Annotated in this window: 11 protein-coding genes and 1 pseudogene; 1 reads left to right on the forward strand and 11 read right to left on the reverse strand. The window is 61.5% G+C overall.

What is annotated here, in order from left to right:
* Positions 1-44: 44 nt before the first annotated feature.
* A protein-coding gene (locus ACX80A_RS14050) for an IS3 family transposase (protein WP_459260381.1) occupies positions 45-1,519 on the reverse strand; the annotation gives its coding sequence in 2 pieces (ribosomal slippage) (positions 45-1,102 and positions 1,102-1,519; 1,476 coding nt in all).
* A gap of 366 nt (positions 1,520-1,885) precedes the next feature.
* On the reverse strand, positions 1,886-2,938 hold the full coding sequence (locus ACX80A_RS14055; RefSeq protein WP_459260382.1) for an IS110 family RNA-guided transposase: 1,053 nt from the start codon (positions 2,936-2,938) through the stop codon (positions 1,886-1,888).
* 618 nt (positions 2,939-3,556) lie between these two features.
* Here ACX80A_RS14055 and ACX80A_RS14060 point away from each other — a divergent pair.
* A complete protein-coding gene (locus tag ACX80A_RS14060; RefSeq protein ID WP_459260383.1) occupies positions 3,557-3,859 on the forward strand; it encodes a hypothetical protein in 303 nt (100 codons plus the stop codon).
* Between the two features lie 125 nt (positions 3,860-3,984).
* On the opposite strand, the gene ACX80A_RS14065 is transcribed toward ACX80A_RS14060, so the two are convergent.
* The 9 genes and pseudogenes from ACX80A_RS14065 to ACX80A_RS14105 all read right to left on the reverse strand — a co-directional run.
* Positions 3,985-4,374, reverse strand: coding sequence for a heavy metal-responsive transcriptional regulator (locus tag ACX80A_RS14065; protein ID WP_459260384.1), 390 nt, complete (start codon positions 4,372-4,374; stop codon positions 3,985-3,987).
* A 128-nt stretch (positions 4,375-4,502) separates the two neighbouring features.
* Entirely contained in the window at positions 4,503-5,870 is a 1,368-nt protein-coding gene (locus ACX80A_RS14070; protein WP_459260385.1) for a dihydrolipoyl dehydrogenase family protein, read from the reverse strand.
* A 134-nt stretch (positions 5,871-6,004) separates the two neighbouring features.
* Positions 6,005-6,670: an organomercurial lyase MerB gene (gene merB, locus ACX80A_RS14075; protein ID WP_459260386.1), complete on the reverse strand. Its 666-nt coding sequence runs from the start codon at positions 6,668-6,670 to the stop codon at positions 6,005-6,007.
* 42 nt (positions 6,671-6,712) lie between these two features.
* Entirely contained in the window at positions 6,713-8,149 is a 1,437-nt protein-coding gene (merA, locus tag ACX80A_RS14080; RefSeq protein WP_459260387.1) for a mercury(II) reductase, read from the reverse strand.
* A gap of 210 nt (positions 8,150-8,359) precedes the next feature.
* Positions 8,360-8,902 carry a peroxiredoxin family protein gene (locus ACX80A_RS14085; RefSeq protein WP_459260388.1) on the reverse strand — a complete coding sequence of 181 codons (543 nt, stop codon included), beginning with the start codon at positions 8,900-8,902 and terminating at the stop codon, positions 8,360-8,362.
* On the reverse strand, positions 8,899-9,873 hold the full coding sequence (locus ACX80A_RS14090) for a cytochrome c biogenesis CcdA family protein (protein ID WP_459260390.1): 975 nt from the start codon (positions 9,871-9,873) through the stop codon (positions 8,899-8,901). The genes ACX80A_RS14085 and ACX80A_RS14090 overlap by 4 nt, the downstream gene beginning before the upstream one ends.
* 408 nt (positions 9,874-10,281) lie before the next feature.
* Positions 10,282-10,671 (reverse strand): thioredoxin-like domain-containing protein, encoded by a 390-nt coding sequence (locus tag ACX80A_RS14095; RefSeq protein ID WP_459260392.1) that lies wholly within the window; start codon positions 10,669-10,671, stop codon positions 10,282-10,284.
* A gap of 159 nt (positions 10,672-10,830) precedes the next feature.
* Positions 10,831-11,196 carry a hypothetical protein gene (locus ACX80A_RS14100; RefSeq protein ID WP_459260393.1) on the reverse strand — a complete coding sequence of 122 codons (366 nt, stop codon included), beginning with the start codon at positions 11,194-11,196 and terminating at the stop codon, positions 10,831-10,833.
* 112 nt (positions 11,197-11,308) lie between these two features.
* Positions 11,309-11,682: pseudogene (locus ACX80A_RS14105) on the reverse strand (transposase); the annotation flags it as partial.

Here is an 11,682-nt window from a genome sequence, read left to right on the forward strand (position 1 = left end):
GGCGGCGCTTCGGAATTTTTCAAGCTGAGTGGTACCAAGGGGAGTTAGGCGGCTGAGTGTTCGGTGGTTTCTTTGGGCTGGTTGATCCACGCTGGTCCTGGGAGTGCGAGGATTTTGGGATCGGTGGTGGTGTTGAAGCGTTCTGGGTGTTTCCGGCGGGCTGCAGCGAGCGTGGCTGAGCGTGTTTCGGCCACGTCGGCGGCGTGGTCGTAGTGGACGTTCGCGGGCGTGTGGAAGCCGATTCCGGAGTGCTGGTGGTGATGGTTGTACCAGTCCACGAAACCATTGATGAAGGCTGCGGCGTCGTGGACTGAGGCGAAGCGTTCCGGGAATTCCGGACCGTATTTCAGGGTCTTGAACAGTGCTTCACTGTACGGATTGTCATTGCTGACGCGGGGCCTGGAATGGGACCTGGTGACTTCCAGATCCGAGAGCAGCGCCGCCACGGTTTTGGACGTCATGGACGTTCCTCGGTCCGCGTGAACGACCCGGGGGATGCCGTGGATCCCGAAGATTCCCTTCATCATCTCCACTGCCAGCACCCCGGATTCGGTGGCATGGACGTGCGCGCCGACGATGAACCTGGAATAGATATCGACCATCATGTAGCAGTCAAAATATTTGCCCTTGACCGGGCCCGCGAGTTTGGTAATATCCCAGGTGAACACCTGTCCCGGGGCGGTGGCGACCAGCTCGGGTACTGTCCGGGGCGGGTGTTGGGCCAGCCGTCGACGTTCCTTGACCTGGTTGTTTTCCTCCAGCACCCGGTAAAAAGTCGACAGGGACCCCAGGTAGATTCCCTGGTCCAGCAGTTTCGTGTGGACCTGCATCGGTGCCAGGTCGACGAACCCGGGTGAGCTCAGGGCCGCCAGGATCTCGGCGCGCTCAGCGGCGCTGAGTTTGTTCTGCGGGGCCACCGCCATCTGGTCCCGCGGCGGGGCCGGTTTGCGGTTCACGGTCGTCCGCGAAACACCGGTCAAGGATGCTGCCCGGCGGGAAGGGATCTTCAGTTCCAGCATCGACCGGTACGTGGCCATCAGCGTTTCCTGGACCGGGGCTCGTCCGGCATACCCTGTGAGGCGTTCTCTAAGAACGCCTGTAGTTTTCCCATCAGTTCCAGGGCTGCCTCGGTCTTCTTCAACCGGCTCTCACTCACCTCTAACTGGCGGCGCAAACGCGCGTTCTCAGCCTGGTCCGCCGACAGCTTCCCGATCGACTCCCCGGGCTTCTTCCCAGCCAGGACACCGGCGTCCCGCAGCCGGCGCCACTCCGTGATCTGCGAGGAATAAAGGCCCTCCCGACGCAGAAACGCACCACCGTCGCCGCTCTCGCACGCGTTCTGATAACCGGCCAAAAACTCGAGCTTCTGGACCGGCGTGAAGGACCGTCGAGGCCGTGGCCCCCCGGCCCGAGGCCCGGAACTACTACTACTACTACTACTACTACTACTACTACTACTACTACTACTACTACTCACATCACTATCTTCGCGTACTGCACTCAAAACTGGACTAGACATGATCACTGGATTCCTGGGTCTCGCCCCACACGATTAAGCGGACTTGCTATGAGCCCTTGGTACCGTTCCAGCCTGACACGTAGGGCTTCCCAAAGCGTGAACGCTTCACCGGGCCATCAGACACAGTGTCCTCGGACATACAACCACCGCCTCTCACAACTCTTTTCCACCTTTCAAACGGTGCCTTTTTCCGGTTGGGGTGTGAGGATCTTTGGGACGCTTCGCGCCTGCATTTGATTGACCGGCTGCGCCGTTCCGTTTCGGCTGGTGAATGTACTGTCCGTCCTTCTCTTGGCAAGTCTCCACTGGGCGCTCTCGCGGCATATCCTCACTCGCAAGCTCCCTCCGATCCTTCTATGGGTGATGTCAAGCGATCTGGCTGGGAGCTGCCTTCAACTCGCGGAACACTTGGCGGGCAATGTAGCGGCGTAAGAGCCGGCGGACTTCCCGAAGTGTCTTACCTTCAGATTGGCGCCGTGCCGCATAAACCTGAGTGCAAAGATCGTTCTTGAGTCGGGAGCGCGCGACGATGTCCAGGGCGCGATTCAGCTGACGGTCTCCGTGTCGATCGAGTCGATGTCTGGTTGTGTTGCCGCTGGAAGCGGGTATCGGGGCGACGCCGGCGAGTGTCGCGAACGCCGCCTCGGAACGAACCCGGCCCGGATGCGACCAAGCAGCCAAGATCACTGCCGCGGAGAACGGACCAACACCAGGCATGGCCAGCAAGCCCGGCGCCAAACTCATGGAGTGCTCTCGGAGCGCAGCGAGGTTCTGCTGCAACGCCTCGGTCAGCGTGACCACGCTGCGGGCCAACCTAGTCGCCTCAGCCCTGGCAACGTCCTGCTCGACATCATCGCTAGGGCGCACGCGCCAGGCCGCGACCTCTCGTACGCTTTGATCCGATATCGGACGCCTGGCATCAACACCGAGATCAATATTGCGCAACAGCGCAGTCAACGCGTTCCGGTCAGCGGTCCGCTGGGAATCCATCCCACGGCGCGCCGCCAACAGCACCCGCAACGCCGACCGGATCTTGCCCTCACGCGGCGAAGCAAGTAGCTCCGTCTGCTTCCTCCGGACACTGCGGGCAGCAGCTTCCGCATCAATAGAGTCGGACTTACCGTGCAGTCGTCCCGCCCGTTTAGGCGGCTGAGCTTCCGTGACCGTGATGCCTGCATCCCGCAGAGCGGCATGCAGGTTCGCACCGTATGAACCCGTGCCCTCGACCGCAGCCAGGACAGGACCGGGTGCGCTGCGGTCAATCCACGCAATTGCCCGGCGAATACCGGCCAGGGATGCAGGGAACGTCGACTGCGCTGTGACACGGCCAGTGATCGTTTCGATCACCGCATAACTGTGGGTACGGGCATGCGTATCCGCGCCGATGACATGTGAGTACTGCTCTGCGACCAGAGGCATTGCGTCTTCCTTCCAATGGATGAACACGCCAACCCGGGAAGTCGTTTCAGGGCAAACCTCTAATGAGCCACACCCAACAGGGCGGGCAGCCTTCTATTAGGCCACTGCAACGGGCAGAGCCGGCGTCGATCCCGCTGGCGGACAGATCGGAGCAAAGCCACCACAACAAGTGCGGGACAGGTATTCCATGAGTCACACCAGCGGGACCGGCACCATCGTGCCAGCCGATCCCAGACCAGCCAATACCCATTAGAGGTATTCCACGGTCCCCCAGCTCCAACTTGCCAATTCACTTCGCAGCCAAGTGAGGACGGCGTTGCCGAAAGGAACGGTGGCAGGGATACAACAGGAGGACACAACAATGGCTCTCATCTCACCCAAGTGTGTGGAACAGAAGTACGGTGTCAGCACCGCTGACCTGGGCCGGTGGCGACAGAGAGGAGAAGGCCCGGAGTATTACCGGATCTCCCCGCGCTTAGTTCGTTACGGGGCCGACGATTTAGAGAGGTGGTTTCATGATCCAGGGAACGCACGTCTACATGACTTCCCGATAACCGAGTCCGCCTGTTTGTGTTCCTTGTAGTGCCGGCGCGAGTGCATCAAAGTTAAGCTGGACGCATGGCAACTATCAGCATTGAACAGACACAGGCCCAAGCTCGCGCTCTTATGGATACGCGCATTGAATCCGTGACCGCGTTGGTCAAGGCCCGGCAGCGAGTCTCTGACCGCAAAGATCAACTTGCGGAAGCTGAAAAGGACGACAAGCGCGCTTACGTCCGGGCCACCAAGGACGGGTGGAGTGCTGACGAGCTTAGGAAGCTCGGGCTGGAGAACAATGCGGCCGCAACCCGCCGCCGTAACCACCGTAGGCCAGCAGCACAGTCCGCTTCGGAAGCATCCACCGAACCCGACACCGAATGAGAAACGTGGTTCTGACTGTCCTCCGTCCACACCGGCGGGACCCGTGACGGATAATTGTAACCATTTTGAACCAAGGCTCTGATCCACAGTTCGAATTGATCAGCAACGGGACTGGGCGGACCCGTCTAGAGGTAGCTACAGATACGTTCAGCGTTGCACTGATTGGGGTCGCCTGCCGCGGCGATTTCATAAAAACCGGCAACGGATTCCCGCAGCGCGGTAAGCTCAGCGATCTGCCTGTCAAGGTTTCTGAGGTGTTCAGATAACTGATCCCGTACGTGACCACAGGGCGCCTCCCCCGCATCCCTGATACGGAGAATGCCACGGATTTCAGACAAGGAAAGGCCGGCTACCTGGCTGCGCCGGATGAACTCTATCCTGCCAAGGGTTTCCTGCGGGTAATCCCGATACCCGTTGGTCGAGCGGTCAGCCTGGGGCAGAAGCCCGCGCTCCTCATAAAATCTGAGGGCCTTGGTCGTCACACCGGAGGACGCAGCAACTTCACCGATACGCATGATTCACCTCATCCTGGTAGTACTTTCCTTTAACCTTCCATTGTAGTGGAAGGTCGTCGTGACACGTTTTCGCGTTGATCTTGCTGCCCGGTCCTACGGCGAACCGCGCTCAGGTTTCATCCCGGATGCTACCGGAGGTCGAGTTTCTCCAGTGCCGCCTGGTAAGCCTCGTGGTAGGTGGGGAACTGTGCCACCTGGTCCAGGAGGGTGTTGATGGGCAACTGCGTGCGAATCGCCAGAGAGGCGTAGTGGATCCATTCTCCGGCCATCGGTCCCACCGCCCACGCCCCGATGAGAATTTTCCGGTCAGCATCAGCGAGTAACCCCAGGTGTCCGCGCGGGTCCTGTTCGTAAGTCCACGGGCGTGCGATGGCGTTGGCAAGGTCAAGTTCGGTGGCGGCGGTGCGGATGCCGTGGTGTTCGGCCTCGTCGTGGGTCAGGCCGGCGGCGGCGATTTCAGGGTCAGCAAATACCACCCGTGGTATCCCGTCATAGGTGGCCGGGTGGGGCCGTCCGAGAATGGCATCCGCAACGATCCGGCCCTGGTATTTCGCGACGTGGGTGAAGGGCATGATGCCGGTGACGTCGCCGATGGCCCAGGTTTTCTCTGCGGCCTGGCACTGCTCATCGACCAGCACTTCGCCGCGGTCGCCAAACTTTACCCCGGCGTGTTCGAAGCCGAGCCCTTTGGTGCGGGGTTTGCGCCCGGTGCCGAAGATCACGACGTCAGCTGCCACGTCACCACCTGGTTCCCCATCACCGGTCACCAGTTCGACGACGCTGTCAGCGCCTTCACATCGTGCCCGGGCAGCGGAAGTACCAAGCCGGATGTCAATACCGTATTCCTGCAAGTACTGGTAAGCCAGCTCACCAACTCGGGCCTCTTCTCGGCCGATCAACCGTTTCCCGCGGTGAACAAGGGTGACCTTGACTCCGAAACGGGCCAGGAACATCGCCGTTTCAACACCAACCGCGCTGCCACCGATAATCACCGCTCGCTCCGGAAGAGTGCTGGCGGTGTAGGTCTCACGGTTGGTCCACGCCGTAATGTTCTCGATGCCTTCCAACGGTGGAATCACCGCTTCGGTGCCAGTGGCAATAACAATATGGTCGGCCGTGATTTCCCGGCCCCCCGCCTGGATCCGGCCCGGCCCGGTAATCCGGGCCTCCTCTTTGAGAACCACGGCACCCTCTTTCACATAACCTTCGACCTGGGCCTGATCATCGAGATTGCGGATCATGTAGTCCCGGTACTTCGAGGTTTCGGTCCAGTCCAGTTCCGCGCCGGAGACCCCGGCGGCCCGTTGCACTTCCGTGCGCGCTTCCGGTGGCCGCAGCACAGTTTTGGACGGGATGCACGCCCAGTAGGCGCACTCCCCGCCAATTAGTTCGCGTTCAAAAATCGCTACCTTTTTTCCTGCTTTGAGAAGGCGGTCCGCAGCAACCTCACCGCCCGGTCCCATACCGATTACCGCAACATCGAAGTGTTCGCTCATCTTGGATCTCCTTCTGATTCGGTGGATCTCTCGGGGGGCTATCGTCGAATATTTTGTACCATCACCTATCCGGCGTCGCACACCCCTGCTTGTTGCGTGGGCTACGTCAGGGCAGGACGGGATAGGGTCTTGGCTCAGCAGTGGCAGCTTTGCGCCCCGCTCTCCTGCTGGTCAGTGGTGGGTTCTGGTGTTTGGGCGAGCATCTTCTCCGCCATGGAAGAGCCAAGCCGGTAGGCTTCCCCGACAGGTATCACGGTGCCTTCGGGATGGTCTTCGAGCCAGGGGGCGGCTTCTTCGGGTGAGGTGAAAAAGTGGACCTGGTTACAGAAGGACGAACGCACGGAGCTCATGTCTTGCGGATTCACGAGTGAGACGACGGCGGTGGCCGGCTCGACGCCGGTAACGCCGGTGTTATCCACCGTTACCCTTACCGGCGTACCGGTGGCCTTTGAGGCGGATTCAATCCGCGCGGTCGCGCCCAGGAGGGTGGGGAAGATCAGGGTGTCCAGGGCGCACCAGGTGTAGAGCTGTTCGCCGTCGACTTCGAAGCGGTGCTGGGTGGGACGCTGGGTCAGGCCCTGGCCGATGATCCGCCCGGACCCGTCATACTCGGTGTCGGCCATGGCCTCCAAAGCGGTGCGGACTTCATCGACGGGGCGGCCGGTGGCTGCGGCGAGATCCCCTACGTCGACCGGGTCGCCTTGGGCGAGGAGTTTCAGCAGCGGCAACCAGAGCCAGGGCTGCATCCCTGTTTCGGTGGAGGCAAGCCGGTCGATTACCTTATTGATGTTGTCCGGCACGGAACTGTTCCTTTCAGTGGTTACGGTCGTTGGGCTGCAAGGTCAGGAGGCGCAGCAGGAGAGCCGGGAGACGTCGGTGTTGAAGGACTGGGCGGCGATTTTGATGCCTTCGGCCATGGTCAGGTACGGGCTCCACAGGTTCGCGACCTGATCCACGGTCATCTCGGCCTGGAGAATATAGACCCCGGCTGCGGCGATGTCGCCGGCTTCCTTGGCGACAGCGGTGATGCCCAGGATCCGCCCGGTGTCGGCTTCAGCAACGATTTTGATGAATCCGCGGGTGTCCCTGTTGACCAATGCCCGGGGCACGTATTCCAGCGGCAGGACCCGGCACTCACAGATGATGCCCGCGTCCCGGGCCTGTTTGTCCGTCATCCCCACCGCGGCCAGGGTCGGCCCGGTAAACGTCACCCGGGGCAGGTACCGGTAATCCACTTCACGTTCTGCGTTGTTGAAGGCGTTCTCTACCATCAACGTGCCGTGGGAGGCAGCCACGTATACGAACTCGGGGTGCCCGGTGACATCACCGGCAGCCCAGATCCGCGGATTCGAGCTGATCAGCGTGTCCTGCACCAGGACTTCACCCTTGTCCCCGGTTTTCACGCCCACTCCTGCCAGGTTCAGGCCGTCGGTGACTGGGCGCCGGCCCGTGGCGACGAGTAGTTTCGCTGCCCGGATTTTCTCCTGTCCGCCGGCGATTGCCGCCTGGGCCACAATCCCGCCGGCGGCGTCCACGGTGACGGAGGAGAGGTTGGCCCGGCGGATAACCCGGATGCCTTCATCAGCGAAAACACTCATCAACGCCCGGGATGCATCGGGTTCCTCCGCGGAGGCTAACCGGGAGCGCACCAGCATCGTCACTTTCGAACCGAGCCGGGCGAAGAGCTGTGCCTGTTCCAGAGCCACATAGCCGCCACCGATGACCAGCAGGGATTCGGGCACCTCGTCGAGTTCCATGGCCGTGGTGGAGCTCAGATAATCCACCCCGTCCAACCCTTCGATGGGCGGCGCCCAAGGCGCTGATCCGGTGGCCACCAAATAGTGGGCGGCCGTGATTGTTTCCCGGGTTCCGTCCGTTGCGGTGACCTCCAGTACCGGTTCCGCGGCGTCACCGGCGAATACGGCATTGCCCTGGCGCAGTTCCCACCCGTATTCGCCGATCAAGTCCACGTATTTATCGGAGCGCATGGTGTCCACCAGGGAACGTTTACCCCCGATCAGCCCGGCCATGTCCACCGGTTCAGCGACGGTGGTGATGCCGGGGAACCTACCCGAATCCTGGGCGGTGTGGCGTGCCTCGGCGGCGGCCAGCAAAGCTTTTGAGGGTACGCACCCGGTGTTTACGCAGGTCCCGCCCACAGTTCCGCGCTCGATCATGACCACCCGTTTGCCGAGATTGGTTGCCCTGATTGCGGCAGCGAAAGCGCCGCCGCCTGACCCGATGACGGCTAAATCAAAATCCGGTACTGCCTCAGGCATGACATTCTCCACAATTCTCATCTGGAACGCACCGGCCGTGGCCGGTGGGTGATCTTCGGTTTGGGGGCTACACCCAGTCTGCACCTTCCCCTTCGGGGGAAGGTCAAGGATTCCGGGTGCCAGTTGCTCACCACAGCCGGCCAGGTCCCGTCCGTGCCTTCCACTCCACCTTGCCCCGGGGCGGGCCGGACAGGCCTGGAACTGAATCGTCTAAGGGAGTGTTTCGTCGAGGAATTCCCGCAGGGCCTCAGCTTTCATTGGTTGCGCGTCGACGCGCCCGAGGACTTCACCATCCGGGGCGATGACCACGGTGGAATCCAGGGAAACGATCTCGTACTTCTTAGACAGTTCACCTGTTTCGTCGACGACGTAGGGATGCTCAGGGAACCCTGCCAGTTCACGGAACTCGTCAACCTGTGTTTTCGTATTTCCCGGGGTCACATCGACTCCCACGAAATCAGCCTGGTCAGCGTACTCGGCTTCCAGTTCCTTCATCGCTTCCGCCTGCGGAATGCAGGTGAAGCACCAGCTCGCCATGAAATACAGGACCGTGGGACGCTCTGCGGGCACGGTGACAGGATCCCCTTCCGTGGAAGTGAGCTCGATCCTGTCCACGGACGTTCCACCAGCAGCAGCGGTGTCGGCTCCTGCGCCGCGGTTCAGCGCTATGCCAGCAAGGATCACCACAACGGCCACGACCGCGACGAACGCGGTAATGATCAGGATGCGCCGACGGTTTTTGGTGGCGGTCATGGGGTTCCTTGCTGTTGGTTGCGATCATTTAGTGGTTCCGTGGATCCAGGGGCACAGCACGAGTCCGCGCCGTTGCGGGTGTCAATCGCATCCCTGCGATCAAATCCGTCTGCCGGATCCGCGTCCGGGGCCTTGGCTTCGTTGCGGCGTCCACGGGAAAAAGCCAGCACTGCGAGGATTGCGGCCACGGCCGTTGCCGTGATCACCGGCCAGGTGTCCGTGATGAAACCGGACAGTCCCACACTGGCTGCAGTGACGGCCGAGCCCATGATCCCGCCGGCCTGCCCGCCGCTCAGAGCAGGCACCCAGTAGAGCAACAGATACATTCCGGCCAGGACCAGGGCCGCCCCGCCGAGCCGGTTAATGTAGGGCAGCAGCCGGCGGACGTGGCGAGCCAGGGCATCGCGTGCCACCGCAGCGCCGAGAGACAACAGAATCAGTACTACCGATGAGCCCAAAGCGTAGGCGGCGAAGACTGCCACCAGCCCAAGCAGGCTTCCCGTGGACACGGCCTGCGCCACGACGGCCAGCAGGAGGGCCAGGCTGCAGGAAAGAGCGGCCACCGCGTAGGCCACACCGTAACCGAATACCCCTTTGAGTCCGGAGCCGGTTCCGTCCGTCTTGAGGAACCGGTTCAGGTTCAGCCGGGTGCCCGGCAGTTGCCACCCGACGATCATTCCCAGACCGGCGATGACGATCACGGCGCCGATGACCACCGCGGCCCAGGGCAGCGCCGAAGCAATCGAGCGTAGTCCCACCGCAACGAGCAGCCCGGCTGTCACAAAAACCGTGGCGAATCCGGCGCTCAACGCAATACCTGCCCGAAGCCCTGCCAGAAGCGGTCGCTTGGGTCCGCTGCCTGGGCCGGAACCAATGAAATACGCCAGATACGTCGGAAGCATCGCAAACCCGCACGGATTTACGGTCGCAAGCATCCCGGTCAAAAAGGCCAGACCCAGCGCCCCGGTCATGCGCGGGTTCTCGATGCCAGCGAAGCTGGACGGTCAGAGAGGCCATCATTGTGCCGGTCGGCATCGGACGGCATCGTGTCCAGAAAGACAGTGGAACCCCAGGGCGGGACCCGGCCCGAACCCGAGGGAGCGCAGCCACCGCCCGTCGTTCTCGGCATCATGCCGGAGCGTTTGTCATTCTTCGCATCTATGGGCATGTTAATCCTTCCAAGGTTGAGCGCCGCCCGGCTCCGGTTGATCACCAGGGCAAAAAGCAACACCAAAATTCCTACTCATCACATCATCAACCTTCCCCCACGGGGGAAGGTCAAGCCTGACTGACGCTGACTAGAGGCAGGCTGCCTGGAAGCCGTCTCTTCGTTGTGGTGAGCTGTCGGACGCCGGTCCCGGGCCTTGAGATCTGATGCGCTATTGCGTGCCTGCTGCAATCAGGGCTGTTCGGAGCTGTGCAGCGCTTGGATCTACAGCACGGAACACTTCACTACCCGTGGCGTCCAGAACGACGGCCGTACTTACCTGGCTAATCTGGTAAGCGGTGATCAAACGGGCGTTCAAGTCAGTGGCAAAGGCCAAAGATGACCCGTGATTTTCGCCCAGGAACGCTTCGATTTCCTCGACGGTTTCGTAGGGTGCAATATCGACGGCAACATAATGTGCTTCGTCCGGTGACTCCCGTTGCAGCTCGGCAAGGACGTTCGTTGCCGGCCCGCAGGTACCGCACTCAATGGAGAAGAAAAACAACACGCTAGGCTGAGATCCCGGAATCGGAACCTGTGTTCCCTCCACGGTGCGGGCCATGAAGTCCCCTCCCACCACGGCAGCTCCGGGCGTGACCCCTTGCTCAACTTCAGAGGAAGCAGCGATACCGACAGGATCCCGACTGCCGCGGTGACGAGTATCAGCACCATCCCTGTCAGCCACCATGGGCTCTTCCGATCTCTGCTACTCCGATTTCTGCTACAGAGCCCAGCACGGATGCCGTCTGGGCGGGTCATCTGCCGCCGGACCCTGCCCGGTCTGGTTTTGGATCTGATCCCGCCCGGGCGTACCTGGGGTCGCGCAGCAATCACCGTCGTCGGTTTTCCCGGGAGCGCGGCGCCGGAAAGCCCAGACCAGCACGCCGAGGGCCAAGACGACTGCGGCAGTGATCAGCCATGGATTGCCCAGCAGTGATCCAGTTGCGCCGAGGGCTCCGGCAGCGATCAGTAACGGCAGCCCGCAGCAGATCACATGAAGCAACACAAACCCGGCAACGACCAGCGCCGTCTTGTTTCCCTGTTTCTGCTCACTCTTTTGCTCAATCTTCTGCTTAATGGTTGACAAGGGTGATCCCTTCGAAGGCGGCGGACTTTTAGGTGGGGCTCTGGGGGCACTGGGTTGGCCGTGCTCTGCGTCCAGTATTGACCTTGCCCTAGATGATTAATTCCGATTGGATTTAGTGGTCGTAGGCGATTAGGGAGCGCTTGCGGGGCGTGCCGGTCAGCCAGTTGTGCCAGATTCCGGCCGCGAGGGCCAGTAGCCTGGCGGCGACCCGGGCGTAGACGCCTTCGAGGTTCGTCCGCCGTGGTCTTCGAGGGTGAGTTGGCCTTTGAGGGTGTCGAAGACTGATTCGATCCACTGCCTGATGCCACCGAATTTGCCGAAGCGTGGCTTTTCGTCCTTACGGTCGGGCCTGATGAGGTGGGCGCCGAGGTCCTCGGTAATGAAGCGTTCGAAGTCCTTACCGGCGAAGCCTTTGTCGCCCAGGATGACCTGGCTGGCCTGGACGAGATGGTGGTCCTTTTCCAGCAGCGCTTGGGTGACTTCGCG

Source organism: Arthrobacter sp. TMN-50 (assembly GCF_054511125.1).

Excerpts from the sequence above, each read along its gene's own strand:
- ACX80A_RS14055 (WP_459260382.1), bottom strand. The coding sequence starts at position 2,938 with ATGCCTCTGGTCGCAGAGCAGTACTCACATGTCATCGGCGCGGATACG.
- ACX80A_RS14060 (WP_459260383.1), top strand. The coding sequence starts at position 3,557 with ATGGCAACTATCAGCATTGAACAGACACAGGCCCAAGCTCGCGCTCTT.
- ACX80A_RS14065 (WP_459260384.1), bottom strand. The coding sequence starts at position 4,374 with ATGCGTATCGGTGAAGTTGCTGCGTCCTCCGGTGTGACGACCAAGGCC.
- ACX80A_RS14070 (WP_459260385.1), bottom strand. The coding sequence starts at position 5,870 with ATGAGCGAACACTTCGATGTTGCGGTAATCGGTATGGGACCGGGCGGT.
- merA (WP_459260387.1), bottom strand. The coding sequence starts at position 8,149 with ATGCCTGAGGCAGTACCGGATTTTGATTTAGCCGTCATCGGGTCAGGC.
- ACX80A_RS14085 (WP_459260388.1), bottom strand. The coding sequence starts at position 8,902 with ATGACCGCCACCAAAAACCGTCGGCGCATCCTGATCATTACCGCGTTC.
- ACX80A_RS14090 (WP_459260390.1), bottom strand. The coding sequence starts at position 9,873 with ATGACCGGGGCGCTGGGTCTGGCCTTTTTGACCGGGATGCTTGCGACC.
- ACX80A_RS14095 (WP_459260392.1), bottom strand. The coding sequence starts at position 10,671 with ATGGCCCGCACCGTGGAGGGAACACAGGTTCCGATTCCGGGATCTCAG.